Annotated in this window: 12 protein-coding genes; 6 read left to right on the plus strand and 6 right to left on the minus strand. The window is 73.7% G+C overall.

Going from position 1 to position 23,920, the window contains the following annotated elements; all coding sequences use genetic code 11:
* Positions 1 to 223: 223 nt before the first annotated feature.
* Positions 224 to 1,438 carry a mechanosensitive ion channel family protein gene (locus ACW14Y_RS28655; protein ID WP_380390056.1) on the minus strand — a complete coding sequence of 405 codons (1,215 nt, stop codon included), beginning with the start codon at positions 1,436 to 1,438 and terminating at the stop codon, positions 224 to 226.
* A 479-nt stretch (positions 1,439 to 1,917) separates the two neighbouring features.
* Between ACW14Y_RS28655 and ACW14Y_RS28660 the strand changes: the two genes are divergently transcribed.
* On the plus strand, positions 1,918 to 2,562 hold the full coding sequence (locus ACW14Y_RS28660; protein WP_340634232.1) for an HNH endonuclease: 645 nt from the start codon (positions 1,918 to 1,920) through the stop codon (positions 2,560 to 2,562).
* A gap of 112 nt (positions 2,563 to 2,674) precedes the next feature.
* Here the strand turns inward: ACW14Y_RS28660 and ACW14Y_RS28665 are convergent, their stop codons facing one another.
* Positions 2,675 to 6,796 (minus strand): beta-N-acetylglucosaminidase domain-containing protein, encoded by a 4,122-nt coding sequence (locus tag ACW14Y_RS28665; RefSeq protein WP_456983810.1) that lies wholly within the window; start codon positions 6,794 to 6,796, stop codon positions 2,675 to 2,677.
* 624 nt (positions 6,797 to 7,420) lie between these two features.
* Between ACW14Y_RS28665 and malQ the strand changes: the two genes are divergently transcribed.
* Positions 7,421 to 9,607, plus strand: coding sequence for a 4-alpha-glucanotransferase (gene malQ, locus ACW14Y_RS28670; RefSeq protein ID WP_380300494.1), 2,187 nt, complete (start codon positions 7,421 to 7,423; stop codon positions 9,605 to 9,607).
* A gap of 20 nt (positions 9,608 to 9,627) precedes the next feature.
* Positions 9,628 to 9,858, plus strand: coding sequence for a hypothetical protein (locus ACW14Y_RS28675; RefSeq protein WP_030395011.1), 231 nt, complete (start codon positions 9,628 to 9,630; stop codon positions 9,856 to 9,858).
* A gap of 150 nt (positions 9,859 to 10,008) precedes the next feature.
* On the opposite strand, the gene pepN is transcribed toward ACW14Y_RS28675, so the two are convergent.
* Positions 10,009 to 12,588, minus strand: a complete 2,580-nt coding sequence (gene pepN, locus ACW14Y_RS28680; protein WP_380300495.1) for an aminopeptidase N — start codon at positions 12,586 to 12,588, stop codon at positions 10,009 to 10,011.
* 138 nt (positions 12,589 to 12,726) lie between these two features.
* Entirely contained in the window at positions 12,727 to 14,502 is a 1,776-nt protein-coding gene (locus ACW14Y_RS28685; protein WP_456983812.1) for an outer membrane protein assembly factor BamB family protein, read from the minus strand.
* 623 nt (positions 14,503 to 15,125) lie between these two features.
* Between ACW14Y_RS28685 and ACW14Y_RS28690 the strand changes: the two genes are divergently transcribed.
* From ACW14Y_RS28690 to ACW14Y_RS28700, 3 genes are all read left to right on the plus strand, one after another.
* Entirely contained in the window at positions 15,126 to 16,310 is a 1,185-nt protein-coding gene (locus tag ACW14Y_RS28690) for an ROK family transcriptional regulator (RefSeq protein ID WP_266274211.1), read from the plus strand.
* 231 nt (positions 16,311 to 16,541) lie between these two features.
* Positions 16,542 to 18,461 (plus strand): 1-deoxy-D-xylulose-5-phosphate synthase, encoded by a 1,920-nt coding sequence (gene dxs / locus ACW14Y_RS28695; protein ID WP_380300497.1) that lies wholly within the window; start codon positions 16,542 to 16,544, stop codon positions 18,459 to 18,461.
* Between the two features lie 144 nt (positions 18,462 to 18,605).
* The gene (locus ACW14Y_RS28700) at positions 18,606 to 20,159 is read left to right on the plus strand and encodes an ArnT family glycosyltransferase (RefSeq protein WP_456983814.1); all 1,554 of its coding nucleotides are present in this window, start codon (positions 18,606 to 18,608) and stop codon (positions 20,157 to 20,159) included.
* Between the two features lie 111 nt (positions 20,160 to 20,270).
* On the opposite strand, the gene ACW14Y_RS28705 is transcribed toward ACW14Y_RS28700, so the two are convergent.
* Positions 20,271 to 22,400: a 3-hydroxyacyl-CoA dehydrogenase NAD-binding domain-containing protein gene (locus ACW14Y_RS28705; protein ID WP_380300499.1), complete on the minus strand. Its 2,130-nt coding sequence runs from the start codon at positions 22,398 to 22,400 to the stop codon at positions 20,271 to 20,273.
* A 2-nt stretch (positions 22,401 to 22,402) separates the two neighbouring features.
* Positions 22,403 to 23,620: a thiolase family protein gene (locus ACW14Y_RS28710; RefSeq protein ID WP_030395004.1), complete on the minus strand. Its 1,218-nt coding sequence runs from the start codon at positions 23,618 to 23,620 to the stop codon at positions 22,403 to 22,405.
* Between the last annotated feature and the right edge of the window lie 300 nt (positions 23,621 to 23,920).

The raw sequence follows: 23,920 nt of genomic DNA on the forward strand, positions 1-23,920 counted from the left end.
TCGGGCCAGGCGCGAACTGTTAGGAAACTTTCCAGTCGCTTGGGACAGGACCGTACGGGCCCCGTCAGCGGAGTGTCAATGGCCCTTCGCACGGAGGATGCCGACTCGTTACCGGACGGCCCCCGAACACCCCGGAACCCGCTCCCCCGACGACCTCGGGACGGCACGGAGCCCCGCCTCCGCGCGCTGCGGAAGCGGGGCTCCGTGAGCCTGTGCCGGTGGGTCAGGGGGTCCTGGTCGGGTCGGCCGGGGCGGGTGGCGGGGACGGTATCGGTGTGGCCGCCTTGTAGCCGGCCGAGGACGGGTCGGCCAGTGCGGACGGCGGGGCCGGGTCGGTGCCCGGGGCCGGGGCCGCGGCGGCGCTCAGCACCATCGCGGCGGCCGTCCCGGCGGCCGCGCCCGCGGCGGCGGCCGGCGCGACCTCCTCCTTGACCTTGATCCCGGCCTCGTCGAAGACCTCCTTGAGCCGCTGGCGCAGCGCCCGCCCCACGCTCAGGGACTTGCCGGGGGCGGTCCGCGCCTCGATCCGCAGCACCACCGAGTCCGCCGCGACCGACTCCACGCCCAGCACCGAGAACGGCGCCCAGACCAGCTCGTCGAACGGCGACTCCTTGGCCAGCGCCTCCGCGGTGTCCTTGATCAGCGCCTCGACCCGCTCCAGGTCCTCCTTGTAGCCGACCTGGACGTCCACCGAGGCGGTCGACCAGCCCTGGCTCATATTGGCGATGCGCTTCACCTCGCCGTTGCGGATGTACCAGATCTCGCCACCCGCGCCGCGCAGCTTGGTCACCCGCAGGCCGACCTCCAGCACCGTGCCGGTGGCCACCCCGGTGTCGATCTCGTCGCCGACGCCGTACTGGTCCTCCATGATCATGAAGACCCCGGAGAGGAAGTCGGTGACCAGGTTGCGGGCGCCGAAACCGATCGCCACACCGGCCACACCGGCGCTCGCCAGCAGCGGCGCCAGGTTCACCCCCAGCGCCGACAGCACCATCAGCGCCGCGGTGCCCAGGATCGAGAACGACGCGACGCTGCGCAGCACCGAGCCGATCGCCTCGGCCCGCTGCTGGCGCCGCTCGGGGTTGACCACCCCGGTGTTGGCCAGCAGCCCGCCCAGCCGGCTGGGCTCGTCCTCGCTCTCGCCGGGCCGCACCATCCGCGTTATCAGCTGGGTGATCACCTTGCGCACCATCGCCCGCAGCACCAGGGCCAGCACGATGATGAAGACGATCCGGACGCCGCTCGCCAGCCAGTCCTGCCAGTGCGAGTCGAACCAGCTGGCGGCCTGCCGGGTGGTGTCGGAGACCTCCTGCGCGCTGGTCGGGATTCTGAGGTCCGGCAACTCCGGGGCCGTGGGAGTCGGGGACGGCGCGGGCGTCGAGGCCGGCGTCGTCGTGGACGCGTCGGCGAGGAGGCCGGCGGCACCGGAGCGGAACACGTGCGGGACCTTCCTGCAGGGGTCGTGACCCGGTCCGCCGCCGCGGTGCCCACCCGGGGTTGGCACGCCCCTGGCCTGCGGACCGTCCGCCTACCCTAGCCGCCGTCGGGTCGGCGGCCCGACACGCCGAGGCCACGCCGAACGGGCCGGGCCGGTCCGCCGCAGGGCGCGCACACCCGTCCGGACGCCCCGTCAACGCCCCCGCACGCCGCGTTCCGCGCTGCTCCGCCCGGCCCAGCGACACCCCGACGGGCCCCCGGCGACACCCCGGCGGGGCACCGGAGTGCAACCCGCGCTTCCCCCGGGCATACCGGGTATGACAGAACCCACACCCGGAGTTCACATCGGGTCCGTTACACAGGAGTGGTGGCGCCGTACAAAGGCGTAAGGCGACACTGGGGTGGATCACGCACCCGTTGCGTGATCCAACCGCTCGTCCCGGCGCGAGCCACGCGCCGCAGGCGTCCAAGGAGGCATCCGTGCCGCATGTCCTGGTCCTCAACGCGTCCTACGAGCCACTCGGCGTCGTATCGATGCGCCGCGCACTCATCCTCGTCCTCAATCACAAGGCGGTCAGCCTGGAGGACTCGGGGGTCACTCTGCACAGCGCCACCAGCGCCCTTCCGGCGCCGTCAGTCGTCCGTCTGACCCGCTTCGTCCGGGTCCCGTTCTGCGGGCCGGTCCCGCTCACCCGCCGGGCGCTGTTCGCCCGCGACCACGGTCGTTGTGTCTACTGCGGGGCCGCCGCCACCAGCGTCGACCACGTCATCCCGCGCAGCCGGGGAGGCCAGCACCGCTGGGACAACGTGGTGGCGGCCTGCCGCCGCTGCAACCACACCAAGGCCGACCGCCATCTCACCGAACTCGGCTGGCGGATGAAACGACCACCCGCGCCGCCCAGCGGCCTGGCCTGGCGGATCATCGGCACCGGGATCAAGGACCCGCGCTGGCGGCCCTACCTGGAGCCGTACGGCGGGAACGACCAGCTGCGCGCCCCGCAGTGGGGCGAGTACGAACACCACGACCATATCGACCCGGCCCACCCGGTCCCACTCGGCCGGGCCCACGCCGGTCACCCCGCCCCCGTCCGCCGCGGTGAGCAGCCGGAACCGCTCTCCGCCTGAGTCCGCACCACAAGGGCTTGCCCGTCGTCATTCCCGGTACGCCTCATGGGCCGCCGCGCACCCCGCACCGGGGAGCACGGCGGCCCGCCGTTTGCGCCTCCTCGGGAGGGCCCTAGGGCTTCGGCCGCGAGGTGGTCGGACTGCCGCTCGGCGTGCCGCCACCGGCACCGGCACCCGGCCCCGTGGTGGTCGGGGAGGGCGTCGGCCCGGTCGGGGAGGCCGAGGGCGTCGGCACGGCCGGCGGCGTGGTCGCCGTCCCGCCCCCCGGGACCCCGGTCTGGCCGCCCGGCTGCCCGGTCGGCGGTGTCACCGGCGGCGTCACGGGCGGGGTGACCGGAGGCGTCACCGGAGGCGTCACCTGGCCGTCCGCGGGGGCGACGGCGTACAGCTCGACGCCCCAGAGCGAGTAGCCGTACTTGGTCGCCCTGGCCACGCCCTGGATCCGCAGGAACTTCGCGCCCGGCGCGTCGAAACGCACCGTCTCGTTGCCGCCCCTGCCGTCCCCCACGGTCGCGACCGTGGTCCAGGACCGCCCGTCCGCCGAGGACTGGATCTTGTACGCGGCGGCGTACGCGGCCTGCCAGTGCAGCACCGCCGAGCCCAGATGGGTCGCCCTCGGCAGCTCCAGCTGCACCCAGGCGTCGTCCGCCGCCGGCGAGGACCAGCGGCTCTTCGGGTCCTGGTCGGCCACCGCCGAGGCCGGGAAGTTCGCGGTCTCGTCGCCCGAGGAGGTGGCCACCGCGGTGATCGCCAGGTCGGGACCGCCGGTCGGCGGCACGACGTGCACCTGGAGCACCTGGCGGACCGTGGTCTGGCCGGCCACGAACACCACCGGCACCTGGTACGTCCCGGACGGCGTCTCCGGCCCGGCCGTGACCAGCAGCGGTACGCCGACCTTGCCGCCGCGCGGCACGCTCACCCCGGTCACCGGCGCCACGGTCAGCCCCTTGGCGACGGCCGGCACCTCGGTGCGCAGCTCCCCGGTGACCCCCTCCGGCCGTCCGGCCTCGACGGTGACCCGGGCCTGCACCGGCACGGCCTCCCCGGTCACCGCGTCCACCGAGGCGTCGGCCAGGCTCAGCCGGGCCGCCGGGGCGTCCGCGTACCAGGGGATCACCTGGTTGACCACGGGCGGCTCCCCGCCCGGCTTCCAGGCCAGCCGGAACGCGTCGGCGGGCTGACCGCCGGCCGCGAGCTCGTTCCACCCCGGCTGCACGGTGCCGATCTCGGTCCAGGTGCCGTCCGGGTGCCGCACCGCGACGGCGGCCGAGGCCCGCACCCCCGGGTCGGTGAGCACGGTCAGCCGGTCCAGCGGCCGGGCGGCGCCCAGCTCGACCGTCAGCGGCTCGTCCTGCGCGGTCGGCGCGGTGGCCGCCCGGTAGGCGGTGTCCGGGTTGCCGTCCAGCACGGCGGAGGCCGAGGAGCCGGGCAGCGCGGCCGGGCCGCCGGAGACACTGGCCGGCAGCTCGTCCGGCGCGGTCACCGAGAACTCGCGCACCGCGACCGCGGTCTTCTGCGCGGCGGTGGCCCGCAGCCGCACCGCCCGGACCACCGTCCCGGCCGGCACCTGGGCGGAGACGGACTTCTGGTTCTTCACCGAGGCCAGCTTCTTCCAGCCGCCCTCCCCGGTGGAGTACTCCAGCACGCCGTCCCGGATGTAGTCGTCCAGCGCGCTCTGCCCGTCCGGGCCGCTGCCCCAGGAGCCCATCAGCACGGTGACGCTGCCGACCGGGCGCCCGCCGCCGAGGTCCAGGCCGACCGAGTCGCCCTGCTGCGGCGGCGCCGAGCTCCAGTAGAAGGTGTCGGCGACGCCGTCGGCCATCAGCGCCGGCAGGTGGTCGTGCGCGGTGCCCAGGGTGGTGGTCGCGGTGATGCCGCCGCCCTGCACGCCGGCCCAGGTGTCGGCCGCCTGCAGCGCCCGCTCCAGGAACGGGCCGAGCACGCCCGCGCCGACCGTCGCCGGGCTCTGGCCGAGCTGCTCGCGCAACTTGGTCAGCTCCACCCGGGCCTTCCAGGCGGCCCCGCCGTCGCCGCCGCGCTGGGCCAGCAGCATGTCCAGGGCGGACTGCCCGGCGAGCCCGAAGTCGCGCAGCGGCGCCAGCCAGGGCGCGGCCTCGGCGGCCAGCGGGGCGGTGGCCTGGGCGGCGGCCAGGGTCTGCTGGGCGCCGGCCATCGCCGTGAACGCCTCCCGCAGCGGCGCGGCCGACTCGATCAGCCTCGCCACGTCCGGCGCCGCCCCCGAGGTCGGCTCGGCGGACGCCCAGAACCGGTCCATCAGCGGGAGCAGATAGCCGGACTCCTGCTTGGTCAGCGGCGAGGACACGCTGTTCCCGGCCAGCGCGGTGACCGCGGCCAGGGAGTCCCCGGTCGGCGTGGCCGTCGCGCCGGTCGGTCCGGCCAGCGAGCGCAGCGCCGCCCGCCAGGAGTCCTCCGGCTTGTAGGCGGAAGGGTTCCAGGCGAAGTCGCCGGCCGTGGAGAGCGCGATCCGGGAGGCCACCGGCTGCCGCATCGCGCCGGTCAGCATGACGGCCGACCGGCTCGCCACCTCGCTGTCCCGGCCGGTGTAGGCGCCCAGGAAGAGCCGGTCCGGGGTGGCGTCGTTGACCGGGTAGTTGTCCATGGTGACCAGCGGGTGCCCGTACAGGTCGCCGGTGTCCGTGACCTGGGTGCCGGTGATCCGCTCCGGGATCACCCCGACGCCGCTCCAGGCCACCTGCACACCGGAGGGCAGCGCGGCGGCCAGCGCCGTCCGGTACGGGCTGGAACCCTGCTGGTGGTACTCGGTGGGGACGACCGACAGCGGTGCCAGGCCCGGGTTCCGCGCGATCAGCCGGTCCTGCACCTTCGCCGCCAGCTCCGCCTGCGCCCGCGCGGCCGCGGCCGGGCCGGTGCCGTACTTGGACCGGTCGTCGGAGCAGTGCCACTCCTCGTAGGACACGTCCAGGAACTGCAGCTGGAACGCCGAGAAGCCGAGCCGGCGCAGCCCGTCCAGCTTGGCGACCAGCGCGTCCGCGTCCTTCCCGGAACTGAAGCAGAAGGACTGCCCGGGGTCGATCGCGTAACCGAGCGTGACGTGGTCGCGCGCGGCGCGGACGCCCAGCGCGCGCAGGTCGTTCTCGCGCTCCCGCGGGTAGGCGTCCCGCCACCGGGCCAGCCGGTACGGGTCGTCGCCCGGCGCGTAGAGGTAGAAGTTCTGCTTCGACCGGCCGAGGAAGTCCAGCTGGTCGAGCCGCTGCTGCTGCGTCCACGGGGTGCCGTAGAACGCCTCGGCGGTGCCGCGCACCGGCGCGCCGGACGGCCAGTCGCGCAGCACGATCCCGGGCAGTCCGAGACCGGCCGCGCCGGGCAGCTGGCCCTGGTCCGCCGGGACGGCCGCCAGCAGCTGGCGCAGCGACTGCGCGGCGTAGAAGGTGCCGGCCGCGTCGACGCCGGCCAGCACGACCGCGCCGTAGCTGCCGCCACCGGCCACCGGCAGCTGACCGGCCGCCAGCACATGGCCGCCGGACGGCATCCCGGCGGTGGTGGGCGCGGCGGTGTCCTTGCCGCCGGCCGCGACGGTGAGCTCGCGCAGGATCCGGTCGGTGGCGCCGCCCGCGCCCTCGGCGGGTCCGCCGACGTACACCACGAGCGAGCCGGCCACCGGCGGACCCGGCTCCGGCAGCGGGGTCACGGCGGTCGCGCCGGCGATGCCGAGCACCTCCCGCACCGCGGTCACCGCGCCGGGATCCGCGTTCGGCGCGGTGACCAGGGTGACGGCGCCCGGCACGGTGACCGGCTTCCCGGTCACGCGCTGCTCCTGCGGACGCGGGAACACCTGGGGGTCGCCCAGACTGCCGAGCGGCGTCTGCGGAGTGCCGCTCGCGGTGCTCACCACGTCCGGACCCGGCGTGTACCCGGGACCGAAGGCGTACGCGGCCGGTCCGCTCACCAGCAGGCCGCCGACCACGGCGGCCGCCGACAGGGTGGCCGCCACCTGGAGGGTCCGCCGGCTCGGCGCCCCCGGGCGGGCGGCCCGGGCGCGCTCGGCCCGGACCGAAGGCAGCAGCGGCGAGGTGCCCTTGAGGTCGGCGATCAGCCGATCGGCCGTCCTGGGCGCCAGTTGACGGCACGTCCGTGCGGTGGCCCGACGGGCCGCGAGCGCCGTCGGGTGCTGGAGCACCTCGCGCAGGGCAGCGCTCTGCTCCAGCTGCTGACGGAACCGCCGGCCGGCCACCTCGGACACTCGGGCTTGCACAGGAGCCTCCTAGCCAGGCCGGAACCACATCGCGGCACAGCCCACCAGCTCTGTTTGACGGTGTCAACGTCGTCGACGGGTATGCCGACTTTGTCCGATTTACCCGCGACTGCAACCCTTCGCGCACCCTCTTTTTTGGGGCTCGGCTCGCCTCCGGGGCGCTCTTGTCCGGTGCCGACGGTCGGCGCTCCAACGCCGCTCCTTCGTCACGTCGTCCTCGCTCCTCCCTTTCGGCACCGGCGCGCCCCTTCGGCTCGCTCACCCCTTTTTCGGGCTCGGCTCGCCTCCGGGGCGCTCTGGTCCGGCGCCGACGGTCGGCGCTCCCTCGCTCCTTCGTCGCTCCCTCGCGCTCTCCCTTTCGGCACCGGCGCGCCCCTTCGGCTCGCTCGCGGGTCGTGCCGGGCCGGGGTCAAAGACTCACCCGTGGGTGGTGCGGTGGGACTCACCCGTGGGTGGTGCCGGGGGACTTGGCAGTGCGTGGTGCCCTTGCGTCCGTGCACTCGCGGTGCCCTGTCGGTTCCCGGTTCCGTTCCCCCTCGTGTCGCGCCGGGTCACCGGGTCGTCACCCGGGTAGGACTGTGCCTGTCCTGACTGGGCGTTGCCGAGACATCGCAGGAGCCGCGAGTGGCCGCTTATCTCGACCGTGACGGAGCCGACGCACTGGAGGTGCCGGCCCAGGACGCGCCCCCGCCGCCGCCCGAGCTGGTGGCGCTGGCGCAGGCCCACGGGGTGGACACCCGCCAGGGCCCCGGCGGGGTGCCGACCGGCGCCCGCACCCTGGTCGCCGTGCTCGCCGCACTCGGCGTGGCCGCGGCCACCCCCGACGCCGCCCGCGAGGCCCTCGCCCGCCACCGGGAGGAGCAGCGCGTCCGACTGCTGCCCCCGACCGTGGTCGCCCGGGCCGGCCGCCGCACCGCGCTCGACCTCCCCGCCGACACCGGGCTCACCGTCGTCCTGGAGCGGGGCGAGCGGTGGCGGCTGCCGAACGGCCACGCCCACTGGCTGCCCGCCGACCTCCCGCCCGGCCGGCACACCCTGCTCGCCGAGGCCGGGGACCGCACCGCCACCGCGCACCTGATCGTCGCCCCCGACCGCCTCCCCGCCCTCCCCGGCCGGGGCTGGGGCTTCCTCGCCCAGCTGTACTCCGTCCTCTCCGACCGCTCCTGGGGCATGGGCGACCTCGCCGACCTCGCCGACCTGGCCACCTGGGCGGGCTCCCTCGGCGCTGGCTTCGTCCAGATCAACCCGCTGCACGCGGCCCTGCCCTCGAAGCCCTCCGACCCGTCCCCCTACCGCCCCTCCTCCCGGCGCTTCGCCGACCCGGTCCACCTGCGGATCGAGGAGGTGCCCGAGTACGCCTACCTGGCGGGCGAGGAGCGGGCCGAGGCCGACGAGCTGCTCTCCCGCGCCGCCCGGCTGCGCGCCGAGGTGCTGGTCCACGACGGCCTGATCGACCGCGACGAGGTCTGGGCCCTCAAGCGCCGCGCCCTGGAGCTGCTGCACGCCGCGTACCGCCGGTACGCGGACGGGCACGGCACCGTCCGCACGGCCGCGTTCGACGCCTACCTGGCCCGCGAGGGCGAGTGGCTGGAGCGGTACGCGGTCTGGAACGCCCTGGCCGAGCGCCACGGCGCCGACCACCACCACTGGCCGAAGGGCCTGCGCCACCCCGACTCCCCGCACGTCCGGCACGAGGCCGCCGAACTGGCCGACCGGGTCGCCTTCCACCGCTGGCTCGCCTGGCAGGTCGACCGCCAGCTCGGCCGCGCCCAGCAGGCGGCCCGCACCGCGGGCATGCCGGTCGGCCTGGTGCACGACCTCGCGGTCGGCGTCCACCCGGACGGCGCCGACGCCTGGGCGCTCCAGGACGTCCTGGCCGCCGGGATCTCGGTCGGCGCGCCGCCGGACGCCTTCAACGCCCACGGCCAGGACTGGGGCCTGCCGCCCTGGCGCCCGGACGCGCTGGCCGCCGTCGGCTACGCGCCCTTCGCCGAGCTGATCCGCTCCGCCGCCCGGCACGCCGGCGCGCTGCGGATCGACCATGTGATGGGCCTGTTCCGGCTCTGGTGGGTGCCGGCCGGGCACGCCCCGACCGAGGGCGTCTACGTCCGCTACGACGCGGAGGCGATGCTCGCGGTGCTGGCCCTGGAGGCCCACCGGGCCGGCGCCGCCGTGGTCGGCGAGGACCTCGGCACCGTCGAGCCGGGGGTGCGCGAGGAACTGGCGGAGCGCGGCGTGCTGGGCACCTCGGTGCTCTGGTTCGAGCGGGACTGGCAGGGCGGGGGCGCGATCCTGCCCCCGGGGCGCTGGCGCCCGGGCAGCCTGGCCACCCTGACCACGCACGACCTGCCGTCCACCGCGGCCCGCCTCTCCGGCGAGCACGTCGAGCTGCGGCACCGGCTCGGCCTGCTCTCCCGCGCGCTCGGCGAGGAGCAGGCGGAGGCGGCCGCCGAGCTGGCCGACTGGCGGGCCGAGCTGCTCCGGCTGGGCCTGCTGGCCGAGGACGAGCCGCTGTCGGCGGCCGCGCTCTACCGGTTCCTGGCCGACACCCCGGCCGAGCTGGTCGGCGTCTGGCTGCCGGACGTGGTCGGCGACCCGCGCCCGCAGAACCTGCCCGGCACCTGGGACCAGTACCCGAACTGGCGGCTGCCGGTCGCGGACGGCAACGGGCGCCCGGTCACCCTGGACGGCCTGGCCGCCGCCCCGGACGCGCGGACCATCGCCGACCTGCTGCGCTCCGTGGGCACCCGACCGCCCGCAGGCCCCGGACCGGCTCCCGAAAGGCCGACCCCGCCGAGCGGCCCGGCATAAGTCACGGGTAAGTTGGCACCGTGGACAAGAGGAACGCTTTGCGAGCCGGCGCGGTCACCGCCACGGTCACGCTGATGATGCTGCTGTCGTCGCCCGCCATGGCCCTCACCCGGGACGACGGCGACGACCCGGGTAGCGGCCTGAGCGTCGCCCAGACCCTCGGCCTGTACGTGCTGCTCCCGATCGCGGCCTTCGTGATCATCGGCGGCCTGGCCGCGATGCCGTACGGCAACAAGGACAAGAAGAAGTAGCCGAGGGCCCTCCACCACGGCCCAGCACAGAGCCCGAGGGGGCGCCGGACGAGGTCCGGCGCCCCCTCGGGCGTTTCCGTTCGGTGCGGGGTGCGACCCGGTGCGGGGCGCGTCCCCCTCCGCGCGGGAGGGGGACGCACCCCGCCGGTGTCAGCGCTCCCCGGCGGCCCGGTCGACGGCCTGCGCCCTGAGCGCCCGCTCCACCCCGGCCCGCGCCTCGACGATCTGACGGCGCAGCGCCGGCGACGGCTCCGCGGCGGTCAGCCAGGCGTCGGTGGCGTCCAGGGTGCCCTGCTCGACCAGCAGCGCCGGGTACAGACCGGTGATGATCTGCTGCGAGATCTCGTGGCTGCGGCTCTCCCAGACGCCCTTCACCGCGGCGAAGTACTTCTCCGCGTACGGCGCCAGCAGCTCGCGCTGGTCGGCCTGCTGGAAGCCGCCGATCACCGCCGCCTGCACGTAGTTGGTCAGCTCGTCCGAGTCGACCACGGAGGCCCAGGCCGCCGCCTTGGCCTCGGCCGTCGGGCGGGCCGCCCGGCAGCTGGCCGCGTGCTCCTGGCCGGCCGCGGTGTTGTCGCGGGCGAGCTCGGCCCCGATCGCGGCCTCGTCGGCCCGGCCGGTCGCGGCGAGGCGGCCCAGCAGGGCCCAGCGCAGCTCGGTGTCCACGGCCAGGCCGGGGATCACGGTACCGCCGTCCAGCAGCCCGGCCAGCAGGTCGAGCTGAGCGTCGGTCCGGGCGACGGAGCCGAGCACCCGGGCCCAGGCCAGCTGGTGGTCGCTGCCCGGCTCGGCGTCGCGCAGTGCCTGCTCGGCGGCCTCGGCCCAGCGGGCCAGGCCCTGCTCGCGCCAGTTCGGGTCGGCGTAGACGTCGAGCGCCAGCTTGACCTGGCGCTGCACCGACTGGACGACGCCGATGTCGCTCTCCCGGGGCAGGCCGGAGAGGGCGAGCGTCAGGTAGTCGCGGGCGGCCAGCTCGCCGTCGCGGGTCATGTCCCAGGCGGAGGCCCAGCACAGCGCGCGCGGCAGCGCCTCGGTGAAGCCGCCGAGGTTCTCGGTGACGACGGCCAGCGAGTCCTCGTCGAGGCGGACCTTGGCGTAGGTGAGGTCGTCGTCGTTGAGCAGGATCACCGCGGGGCGGTGGCGGCCGACCAGCTCCGGCACCTCGGTGCGCGGGCCGTTGACGTCCAGCTCGATCCGGTCGGTGCGCACCAGCGCGCCGTCGTTGAGCTCGTACAGGCCGACGGCGATCCGGTGCGGGCGCAGCACGGCCTCGCCCTTGGCGCCGGCCGGGAGCGCCGGGGCGGTCTGCAGCACGGCGAAGGACTCGATCTCGCCGTCCGTGTTGAGGGTCAGCGCGGGGCGCAGCACGTTGATGCCGGCGGTCTCCAGCCAGGCGGCGGACCAGGACTTGAGGTCGCGGCCGCTGGCCTTCTCCAGCGCGCCGAGCAGGTCGCCGAGGCGGGTGTTGCCCCAGGCGTGCTGCTTGAAGTAGGCGCGCACGCCCTCGAAGAAGGCGTCCTGGCCGACGTACGCCACCAGCTGCTTGAGCACCGAGGCGCCCTTGGCGTAGGTGATGCCGTCGAAGTTGACCTGGACGTCCTCCAGGTCGTTGATCTCGGCCATGATCGGGTGGGTGGACGGCAGCTGGTCCTGCCGGTACGCCCAGGTCTTCATCTGGTTGGCGAAGGTGGTCCAGGAGTTGGGCCACCGGGAGCCGGGCGCCTCGGCCTGGCAGACCGCCTCGGCGTAGGTGGCGAACGACTCGTTCAGCCAGAGGTCGTTCCACCACTCCATGGTGACGAGGTCGCCGAACCACATGTGGGCGAGCTCGTGCAGGATCGTCGCGGCGCGGGCCTCGTACGCGGCGTCGGTCACCTTGGACCGGAACACGTACTGGTCGCGCAGGGTGACGGCGCCCGCGTTCTCCATCGCGCCGGCGTTGAACTCCGGGACGAAGAGCTGGTCGTACTTGGCGAACGGGTAGGGGAAGTCGAACTTCTCCTGGAAGTAGTCGAAGCCCTGCTTGGTGACCTCGAAGATCGCCTCGGGGTCCAGGAACTCGCGCAGCGAGGGCCGGCAGTAGATGCCCAGCGGCACCTTCTGCTCGCCGTTCTCGTAGCTGTCGAAGACCCCGACGTAGGGGCCGGCGACGAGCGCGGTGATGTACGAGGAGATCCGGCCGGTCGGCGCGAAGTGCCAGACCCGGGTGTCGCCCTCGCCCTGCGGCTCGGGGGTGGGCGAGTTGGAGACCACGACCCAGTTGGCGGGCGCGGTCACGGTGAAGGTGAACGCGGCCTTGAGGTCGGGCTGCTCGAAGGAGGCGAAGACCCGGCGGGCGTCCGGCACCTCGAACTGGGTGTACAGGTAGGTCTCGCCGTCGACCGGGTCGACGAACAGGTGCAGGCCCTCACCGGTGTTGGTGTAGGCGCAGTCGGCGACCACCCGCAGCTCGTTCTCGGCGGCGAGGTCCGGCAGCGCGATCCGGCTGTCGGCGAAGGCGCTGTTGTCGAGCCGTACGCCGTTGAGGACGATCTCCTCGACGCTCGGGGCGACGAGGTCGATGAAGGTGGCCGCGCCCGGGGTGGCGGCGGTGAACCGGACCACGGTCGTGGACCGGAACGTGCCCCCCTCTCGGGCCGAGCTCAGGTCGAGCTCGATCTCGTACGCGTCCACGTGCAGGAGGTCGGCCCGGGTGCGGGCCTCGTCACGGGTCAGGTTGGTGCCGGGCACTCGCAGGACTCCTTCGTCGGGCTGATGCCTGGCATCCTGCCATGTCCGTCCGCGGGCTCCGAGGGGATATCCCCGGGGACGCCGCGGGCGGGGCGGTACGGGCCGGTCGGGCCCGCACCACCCCGCCCGGGGGTGCCGCTACTTCTTGACGAACTTGAACACCGGCGCGTCGATGCTGCTGCGGGAGAACCCGTAGAGCGCGCCGTCCGAGTTCAGCACGAACTCGTTGCTGCTCAGGCTGATGCTGAAGGAGGACGAGGAGTCCTTGCCGAGCGCGATGGTGCCGAGCTCGCTGACGGCGCCGTCGGCGGGGGCGAGCGAGGCCAGCTTGGCGTCGGTGCCGTAGCCCATGTCCATGATGACCCGGACCTTGCCGTCCTTGTCGGTGCCGGAGACCAGCCGCAGGCCGTCCTTGGCCTTGCCGTCGGTCGACCAGAGCCGCTTGCCGGTGTTCAGGTCGTAGGCGTTCACCGCGGGCTTGGTCGGGTTGGTCTGCACGTACAGGGTGGTGCCGCTGACCACGCTCTGGGTGATGGCGTCGCCCAGGCCGCTGAGCCGCAGGCTGTCGTAGCCGGGCTCCTTGACGGGCATCTGGGTGCCGGGCTTGTTGGTCTTGTCGAACGGCAGCACGTAGTCGCCGTTCGCGCCGCTGGACATCGAGACCACGAGCGGCTGCTCGGAGAGCACCTTGTCGACCCGCTCGATGCTGCCGGTCAGGGTGATCGGCGCGGGGGAGGCGACCTTGCCGGTGTCCGTCTCGACGATCACCAGCTGCGACTTGACGGTGGTGTTGAGGCCGTAGCAGCGGTCGGTGACCACGATCTGGGCGCCGGCGACGGTGCCGTAGACGCTGCAGTCCTTCTCGCGCGGCTGGAACGACCAGGCCGCGGAGCCGTCGGCGATGTTGACCGCGGCGGCCGTGTTGGCGCCGATGCCGACCACCTTGTCGGTGACGGTCAGGGTGGGGGAGGTCATCCGGCTCTGCCCGACCTTGACGGTCCAGCTCAGCTTGCCGGTGGTGAGGTCGACCGCGGCGATGGTGGAGCAGTCGCTGTCACCGGTGTTCAGCGCGATCGCGGCGATGTGCTTGGAGTTGGCGCTGTACGAGGCGGAGCAGAACTCCTTGGCGCCGGAGGGCACCGGGATGTTCCACGCCTCCTTGCCGTCCGAGGTGTTGACGGCGCGGATGCCGGTGGTGTCGGCGCGCACCGCGACCTTCTCGGCGCCCCAGATGGCGAGCATCCGGGTCGAGCCGCTGACCGAGCTGGCCGGCTTGTCGGCCGCCCAGGCCGGGTTGTAGGCGCCGGCCTTGCCGCCGCCACCGCCGCCCGTGCCGCCGGTGGCGCCGCCGGTGGCCGGCGCGGTGACCGTCCCGCCGGTGGCGGTGACGTCCCCGCTGGGTCCGCCGGTGACCTGGCCGGTGGTGCCGCCGGAGGCGGTCGGCTGGTCGTCCTTCTTCTTCTTGTCGTCGGTGAACAGCACGATCAGCGCGGCGACGATGGCGATCGCCAGCACGCCGCCGATGATGCCGCCCCAGACCATCACCGGGTTGCGCTTCGGCGGGGCGACGGGCGCCGGGGCGCCCGGGTAGCCGTAGCCGCCGCCCTGCTGCGGGTAGCCGTAGCCGGCCGCGCCGCCGTCGGCGGGCGGGGCGGTGTAGCCGTACTGCTGGCCCGCGACCGGGGCGCCGAACTGCGGCTGGCCGGCGGAGGGGTCGTACGGGCCCACCGGCGGGGCCTGCGGCGGGGCTCCCGCCGGGCCCTGCGAGGGGAAGGCGGGGGCGGTGGGCGCGTAGGCGTACGCCCCGGCGGCCCCCGGAGCCCCGGCCGGCGGCGCGGGCGGCGCGGCCGGGGCCGGCGGTGCGGCCTGACCGGGGACCGCGGCCCCGTCGAGCTGTGTCTGCTGGTCGGCCACGGCCGCCGGGTCGACGCCGCCCGCCGGGCGTCCGAGCGATACGCCCCGGTTGTCCGGACCGCCGCCGGAAGCTTCGCCAGCCCCCGGTGTAGGGTTGTCCCCTGCCATCTGATGCCCCGTCATGTCTGGAATCGTCCCGGGAGCGGCGCGCATCCGCGGCCGCCGGGACGGGTGAGATTGGGCACCATCGTACGGGGGGCCGGTTTTCGGACCCGCGTCGGAACCTGCGCTCCCGGCCGCGCCCGCGCCGACCTGCGGCGCTGTCAGTCCCCGGCCCGCCCCGCCGACCTGGGCCGGGGCCGGTCCGCCGGCCCGCCCGCACCCCCTCGCGGGCCTTCCGCCCTCACCACCTCTTCGCCCACTCTCCCCCGTGCCTTCACCGGGACTCAGGCCTCAGGGCCTGTCTCTTGGATCCTTGCCGGGGTCGCGGCGCCGGGGCACGCACCTCGCCGCGTTGTCGTCGGTCGCCAATGCTCCGCAGTGGCTCCCTCCTCCGCCTTGCGATGCACGCACCCCAGCGCCGCGACCTCACCCGACAAAATCCAAGAGACAGGCCCTAGGCTTCAGGAGTTGAAAGGGGACACCCGGCGGAGGGGTCCCCGGCCCCCTTGGGAGGGTGGATCATGTCGACGGACACTCCGGGCTCGCAGTCCTCGCTGCACCGGGCCAACCTGGAGCGGGTGCTCCGCGCGGTGCGGATGGCCGGCTCGCTGACCCAGGCCGAGATCGCCCGCGGGACCGGACTCTCGGCGGCCACGGTGTCCAACATCGTGCGAGAACTGAAGGAGAGCGGCACCGTCGTGGTGGCCGACACCTCCTCCGGCGGACGGCGCGCCCGCAGCGTCTCGCTCAGCGGTGACGCCGGCATCGTGGTGGGGATCGATTTCGGCCACACCCACCTGCGGGTCGCGGTCGGCAACCTCGCCCACCGGGTCCTCGCCGAGGAGAGCGCCCCGATGGACGTCGACGTCTCGGCCGCGCAGGGCTTCGACCGGGCCGAGGCCCTGGTCGAGCGGCTGCTCGCGGAGGCCGGCTTCCGGCCGGACAAGGTGATCGGCGTCGGCCTGGGCGTGCCCGGCCCGATCGACGTGGAGACCGGGGCACTGGGCTCCACCGCGATCCTGCCCGGCTGGACCGGCATCGCCCCCGGCCGCGAGCTGGCCGAGCGCCTCGGCATGCCGGTGCACGTCGACAACGACGCCAACCTCGGCGCGCTCGGCGAACTGGTCTGGGGCGCCGGCCGCGGCCTGAGCGACCTCGCCTACATCAAGGTGGCCAGCGGCGTCGGCGCGGGCCTGGTGGTCAACGGGCAGATCTACCGGGGCCCGGGCGGCACCGCCGGCGAGATCGGCCACATCACCCTGGACGAGGCCGGCCCGGTCTGCCGCTGCGGCAACCGGGGCTGCCTGGAGACCTTCGTCGGCTCCCGCTACCTGCTGAACCTGCTCACCCCGACCCTCGGCGCCGAGCTCAGCCTGACCCGGGTGGTCGAGCTGGCCCACCAGGGCGACCTCGGCTGCCGCCGGGTGATCGCCGACGCCGGCCGGCAGATCGGCACCGGTGTGGCCACCCTCTGCAACCTGCTGAACCCGCGCCGGGTGATCCTCGGCGGCGACCTCGCGGACGCCGGCGAGCTGGTGCTCGCACCGATCCGCGACTCGGTGGCCCGCTACGCGATCCCCAGTGCCGCCCGCCAGCTGTCGGTGGTCCCCGGTACCCTGGGCGGCCGGGCCGAGGTCCTGGGCGCGCTCGCCCTGGTCATGAGCGAGGCGGGGGACTCCAGCGCGCTCGCCGTCGCCCGCCACTGATCCCCGTCGTCCGCCACCGGGCCCCGGGTTCCGCCCCGGCCGGGTGCAACGACACGCCGGTTTTCCGCGTTCACCCGAAAGAGTGACCGCCGAGGTGGCTGGCGCGTACCGGCCGTCGGCACCGGACGCCCCGCCCGGCGTCCGGTGGGCGGACATTAGACTCGACCGGTCGACACCGGGCAGCGACGCCCGTCGGACCTCCGGTCCGCGAATACGAACGAGGAGGAACGGGTGGCCCTGCTGACCCGCATTCGGGGACCGCGCGATCTCGACCGGCTCACGCCCGGACAGCTGGCCGCACTGGCCCAGGAGATCCGGACCTTCCTGGTGACCGAGGTCTCCAAGACGGGCGGCCACCTGGGCCCGAACCTCGGCGTGGTGGAGCTCACCATCGCGCTGCACAAGGTGTTCGACTCCCCGCGCGACCGCATCCTGTTCGACACCGGCCACCAGAGCTACGTGCACAAGCTGCTCACCGGCCGCCAGGACTTCTCGGGGCTGCGGACGAAGGGCGGCCTGTCCGGCTACCCCTCGCGCACCGAGTCCGAGCACGACGTGATCGAGAACTCGCACGCCTCCACCGTGCTCTCCTACGCCGACGGCCTGGCCAAGGCCAACCAGCTGCTGGGCAAGCACGACCCGGTGGTCGCGGTGATCGGCGACGGCGCGCTCACCGGCGGCATGGCCTGGGAGGCGCTCAACAACATCGCCGACGCCAAGGACCGCCCGGTCGTCATCGTCGTCAACGACAACGAGCGCTCCTACTCGCCGACCATCGGCGGCATGGCCAACCACCTCGCCACCCTGCGCACCACCCAGGGCTACGAGCGCTTCCTCTCCTGGGGCAAGGGCACCCTGCAGCGCACCCCGGTGGTCGGCCAGCAGCTGTTCGAGACCCTGCACGGCGCCAAGAAGGGCCTGAAGGACTTCATCGCCCCGCAGGGCATGTTCGAGGACCTCGGCCTCAAGTACATCGGCCCGATCGACGGCCACGACCTCACCGCCCTGGAGTCCGCGCTCACCAAGGCGCGCGGCTTCGGCGGCCCGGTGATCGTGCACTGCCTCACCGAGAAGGGCCGCGGCTACCACGCCGCCGAGAACAACGACGAGGACCGCTTCCACGCGGTCGGCGTGATCCACCCGGAGACCGGCCTGCCGATCAAGAGCTCCGGCAAGGACTGGACCTCGGTCTTCGCCGAGGAGATGGTGGCGCTCGGCCACGAGCGCGAGGACATCGTCGGCATCACCGCCGCCATGCTCCACCCGGTGGGCCTGGCCCCGTTCGCCGAGGCCTTCCCGGACCGGATCTTCGACGTGGGCATCGCCGAGCAGCACGCCGTCACCAGCGCGGCCGGCCTGGCCACCGGCGGACTCCACCCGGTCTTCGCGGTCTACGCGACCTTCCTGAACCGCGCCTTCGACCAGGTGCTGATGGACGTCGCCCTGCACAAGCTGGGCGTCACCTTCGTGCTGGACCGCTCCGGCGTCACCGGCACCGACGGCGCCTCGCACAACGGCATGTGGGACATGTCGATCCTCCAGGTCGTCCCCGGCCTGCGGCTCGCCGCCCCGCGCGACGCCGACCAGGTCCGCGCCCAGCTGCGCGAGGCCGTCGAGGTCAAGGACGCCCCGACGGTGGTCCGCTACTCCAAGGGCTCGGTCGGCGAGGCCGTCCCCGCGGTCGCCACGGTCGGCGGCATGGACGTCCTGCGCGCCGCCGTGCCCGACTCCCTCGGCGGGGCCGAGGACGGCCGCCGGGCCGATGTGCTGATCGTCTCGGTCGGCGCGCTCGCCCCGATGTGCCTGGAGGTGGCCGACCTGCTGGCCGCCCAGGGCATCAGCTCCACCGTGGTGGACCCGCGCTGGGTCAAGCCGGTCGACCCGGCGCTGCCCGGCCTGGCCGCCGAGCACCGGGCGGTCGTCACGGTCGAGGACAACGGCCGGGTCGGCGGCGTCGGCGCGGCGATCGCCCAGGCGCTGCGGGACGCGGACGTGGACGTGCCGCTGCGCGACTTCGGCATCCCGCAGCAGTTCCTGGACCACGCCTCGCGCCCGGAGATCCTCGCCGAGATCGGCCTCACCGCCCCGGACATCGCCCGGCAGGTGACCGCCCTGGTCTCCCGGCTGGACGTCGCCACCGTCGAGGCCTGACCGCCTCCGAGGGAGTACCGCCGTCCGGGGAGCGCCCCGGACGGCGGCCGTCCGCCCCGGCTCTGCGACAGCTCTGCAACAGTGAGGCCGATAATCGCACCAAAGGCGGGACCGGCGCTGCCCGTGCCGATTCCGCCCGGTAGGTTGTCATCCGTGCCGACCCCCACCCGAACCCGCTCGACCGCGCTCACCGAGCGCCTGCCCCTGGGGGTACCCTCGGCCAACGGCTGGGAGCGGGTGAAGACCGGTTACTGGTCGCGTCTGGTGCCGCTGCTGGCCCTGGTCGCCCTGCTCACCCACCTGCCGTCCTTCGTCCGCCCGGTCTGGAGTCCCGACGAGGGCTTCCTGGCCACCCAGGCGCGGATGCTCGCCGACGGCGGCGTGCTCTACGACACCGTGGTGGACCGCAAGCCCCCGCTGCTGCCCTGGCTCTACCAGGCCTGCTTCACGGTCTTCGGCTCCGCCTCGCTCTGGCCGCTGCGCACCCTCGCGGTGGCCGCCCACCTGGTCACCGCGATCCTGCTGGCCTCGATCGCCCGCGGCCGCTGGGGCAACCGGCCGCGGCTTGCCGGCGCCGGACTGCTCTACCTGCTGGTCTCGATCGGGCTCTCCCCGGAGGACACCCAGGCGGCGACCTTCGAGGTCTTCATGCTGCCCGCGATGGTGGCCGCCTTCCGCTACGCCGAACGCCGCCGCTGGCTGGCCGCCGGCATCGCGGTGGCGCTCTGCTCACTGACCAAGCAGACCGGCGGCGCGGTGCTGCTGCCGGTGCTCTGGATGCTCCTCCAGGACGCCCGGCAGCGCGGCGTGCGCTGGATCCCCGCCCTGTTCAAGATCGGCTTCGGCTTCACCCTGCCGATAGCGCTGGTCGCGGTGATCCTGACCAAACCCAAGGGCTTCCTGTTCTGGGTGGTCACCGGCAGCGGCGACTACGCCACCTCCGGCGGCGCCTGGCTGCAGATGCTCGGGCGGGCGCTCGGCAACTCGGCGATCCTGATCGGCGCCGGGCTCGGCTTCCTGCTGCCGGTCGGCCGGCGGCTGTGGCTGAAGTACCGGCACCGCCCGCTGCCGGTGGCCGGCGAGGAGCACGGCTCCACCACCGACCTGTGGATGTGGCTGCTGTCCTCGGTCGTCGCGGTCAGCGTCGGCTTCCACTTCTTCGGCCACTACTACCTCCAGCTGATGCCCCCGCTGGTGCTGCTGGGCACCGGGGCGGTCGCCACCTCGGCGGTCCGCTGGAAGCCGGTGCTGGTGTACACCACGGCCGCCGCCACCGTCTTCTGGGGCCTGGCGCTGGCCTGGCCGGGGGAGCGGCTGGACCGCACCACCGAGGTCGCCACCGCCGTCGCCGCGCAGACCACGCCCAAGGACACCGTGCTGGTCTGGGGCATGCACCCGGAGCTGTACTGGCTCGCCGACCGCAAGCCCGCCACCCGGTACCTCACGGCCGGCTTCCTGACCAACTACAGCGGCGGCAAGGACGGCAGCCCCAACGTCGGCGAGCAGTTCTCGATGGCCAACGCCTGGCAGACCTTCGACCAGGAGATCGCCAAGGGCCTGCCCGAGGTGGTCGTCGACGACTCCGGCCTCGCGCCGTACCAGCCGGGCATGATCCCGAAGATCGAGAACCTGCTGGACACCCACTACGAGATGGTCGGCGTCTTCGCCGACACCGTCGTCTACCGCCTCAAGCGCTGACGACGCGCCCGGTACCCGCCGGGAGGCCCGCGACGGCCCCGTACGGGCCGCGGGAGAACGACGGAGGGCCCCGGTGACCGTCAAGGTCGCCGGGGCCCTCCGCGTTCATCCTCAGGCGGGCACGGAGGCCAGGCCCGGGGCGAGGAAGCGCTTGCCGTTCACGCGCTCCGAGATGCCCTCACGGTCCAGGTACGGGGTGATCCCGCCCAGGTGGAAGGGCCAGCCGGCGCCGGTGATCATGCAGAGGTCGATGTCCTGCGCCTCGGCGACGACACCCTCCTCCAGCATCAGACCGATCTCCTGGGCGACGGCCTCCAGGGCGCGGCCGAGCACCTGCTCCTCGGTCAGCACGGTGTCGCCGAAGGTGAGCAGCTCCAGCACCTCGGGGTCGAGGACCTGCTGGCCGTCCACCCAGGTGTAGAAGCCGCGCTTGCCGGCCTTGACCACCTTGCCGAGGTTCTCGGAGACGGTGAACCGCTCCGGGAACGCGCCGTGCAGGGTCTCCGAGACGTGCAGGGCGATGGCCGGGCCGACCAGCTCCAGCAGCACGATCGGGGACATCGGCAGGCCGAGCGGCTCGACGCCCTTCTCGACGGTGGCGATCGGGGTGCCCTCGTCGATGATGCCCTGGATCTCGCCCATGAAGCGGGTCAGGATCCGGTTCACCACGAACGCCGGGGCGTCCTTGCAGAGCACCGCGGTCTTCTTCAGCTTCTTCGAGACGCCGAAGGCGGTGGCCAGCGAGACGTCGTCGGTCTTCTCGCCGCGGACGATCTCCAGCAGCGGCAGGATCGCGACCGGGTTGAAGAAGTGGAAGCCGACGACCCGCTCGGGGTGCTTCAGCTTCGAGGCCATCTCGGTGACCGAGAGCGAGGAGGTGTTGGTCGCCAGCACACAGGTCGGCGAGACCACGTTCTCCAGGTCCGCGAAGACGGTCTGCTTGACGCCCATCTCCTCGAACACGGCCTCGATCACGAAGTCCGCGTCACCGAAGGCGGCGGCCTTGTCGAGCGAGCCGGAGACCAGGCCCTTGAGACGGTTGGCCTTGTCCTTGCCGATGCGGCCCTTGTCGAGCAGCTTGTCGATCTCGGCGTGGACGTAGCCGACGCCCTTGTCGACGCGCTCCTGGTCGATGTCGGTGAGGACCACCGGCACCTCCAGCCGGCGCGCGAACAGCAGCGCCAGCTGCGAGGCCATCAGACCGGCGCCGACGACGCCGACCTTGGAGACCGGGCGGGCCAGCGACTTGTCCGGCGCGCCGACCGGGCGCTTGGCCCGACGCTGCACCAGGTTGAAGGCGTAGATGCCGCTGCGCAGCTCGCCGCCCATGATGAGGTCGGCCAGGGCCGCGTCCTCGGCGTCGAAGCCGGCCTGCAGGTCCTGGTCCTTGACCTGGGCGATGATGTCCAGCGCCCGGTACGCGGCCGGGGCCGCCCCGTGCACCTTGGCGTCGGCGACCAGCCGGCCCCAGGCGACGGCGTCGTCCCAGGCCTTGCCGCGGTCGATCGCCTCGCGCTCGACGGCCACGTCGCCCTTGAGGACCTTGGCCGCCCAGAGCAGCGACTGCTCCAGGAAGTCGGCCGGCTCGAAGATCGCGTCGGCGATCCCCAGCTCGAACACGTCCTTGCCCTTGAGCTGCTTGTTCTGCGCCATCGAGTTCTCGATGATCACCTTGACGGCCTTGGCCGGGCCGATCAGGTTCGGCAGGATGCTGCAGCCGCCCCAGCCGGGGACGAGGCCGAGGAAGACCTCGGGCAGCGAGAACGCCGGGACGCCCGCCGACACCGTGCGGTAGTCGCAGTGCAGGCCGACCTCGACGCCGCCGCCCATCGCCGCGCCGTTGTAGAAGGCGAAGGTCGGGACGGGCAGCGCGGCGATCCGCTTGAAGACCTCGTGGCCGCCCTTGCCGATGGCGAGCGCGTCCGCGTGCTGCTGGAGCAGCTCGACGCCCTTGAGGTCGGCGCCGACCGCGAAGATGAACGGCTTGCCGGTGATCGCGGCGCCGACGATCGTGCCCTCGGCGGCCTCGGCCTCGACCTGGTCCAGCGCCTCGCTCAGCTTGAGCAGCGAGCCCGGGCCGAAGGTGGTCGGCTTGGTGTGGTCGAAGCCGTTGTCCAGGGTGATCAGGGCCAGCCGGCCGGCCTGCAGCGGCAGGTCCAGGTGGCGGACGTGCGCGGTCGTGACGACCTCGCCGGGGAAGAGCTCGGCGCCGCGGGTCAGCAGCTCAGTCGTGGTGCTCATGCTCACTTACCACCCTCGAAGTGCGGGTTCTCCCAGACGATGGTGGCGCCCATGCCGAAGCCGATGCACATCGTGGTGAGGCCGTAGCGGACGTCCGGGCGCTGCTCGAAGCGGCGGGCCAGCTGGTTCATCAGGCGCACGCCCGAGGAGGCCAGCGGGTGGCCGAAGGCGATCGCGCCGCCGAACGGGTTGACGCGCTCGTCGTCGTCGGCGATGCCGTAGTGGTCCAGGAACGCCAGGACCTGCACGGCGAAGGCCTCGTTGACCTCGAACGCGCCGATGTCGTCGATGGTCAGACCGGCCTTGGCCAGCGCCTTCTCGGTGGCCGGCACCGGGCCGATGCCCATGACCTCGGGCTCGACGCCGACGAAGGCGTAGGAGACCAGGCGCATCCGGACCGGGAGGCCGAGCTCCTCGGCGACGTCCTCGGCGGCCAGCAGCGAGGCGGTGGCACCGTCGTTCAGACCGGCCGAGTTGCCCGCGGTGATGTTGCCGTGCGGGCGGAACGGGGTCTTCAGACCGGCCAGGCTCTCCATCGTGGTGCCCGGGCGCATCGGCTCGTCCGCGGTGGCCAGGCCCCAGCCGGTCTCGCCGACCTCGGGGTTGGTGTTGCGGATCGAGATCGGCACCAGGTCGGGCTGGATGTCGCCGTTGGCGTACGCCTTGGCGGCCTTCTCCTGCGAGCGCACGGCGTAGGCGTCGCAGCGCTCCTTGGTGATGTGCGGGAACCGGTCGTGCAGGTTCTCCGCGGTCATCCCCATGAACAGGGCGGACTCGTCGACGAGCTTCTCGGAGACGAAGCGCGGGTTCGGGTCGACGCCCTCGCCCATCGGGTGGCGGCCCATGTGCTCGACGCCACCGGCCACGACCACGTCGTAGGCGCCGAAGGCGATGCCGCCGGCGGTGGTGGTCACGGCGGTCAGCGCGCCGGCGCACATGCGGTCGATCGCGTAGCCGGGGACGGACTTCGGCAGGCCCGACAGCAGTGCTGCGGTGCGGCCGATCGTCAGACCCTGGTCGCCGATCTGCGTGGTGGCCGCGATCGCGACCTCGTCGATGCGCTCGACGGGCAGGTTCGGGTTACGACGCACGAGCTCCCGGATGCACTTGACGACGAGGTCGTCGGCACGGGTCTCGTGGTAGATGCCCTTCGGGCCTGCCTTGCCGAACGGGGTGCGGACGCCATCGACGAAGACGACGTCCCTCGCGGTACGAGGCACGGGGGCTCTCCTCCCAGGGACCAACGGTTCAGTGGGCAGGCTGCCGCGAGCCGTCGCAGGAATCGACGCGGGCGGCGCCGCCCACGGCCATGCTACCCGCCGGTAACCACCCTGCCCAGGCCCGGAAGCCGCAACACCGGATGTGTTGTCGCCCACTCTGTGATTCACCCGCTCGCCTCCGGGCGCTCCGGTCCGGTGCCGACGGTCGGCGCTCCGATGCCGCCCGTACCTCGCGGCCTCCTCGCGCTCTCCCTTTCGGCACCGGCGCGCCCCTTCGGCTCGGGGCCGGCCGGTGCCGGC

The organism is Kitasatospora sp. cg17-2 (assembly GCF_054031055.1).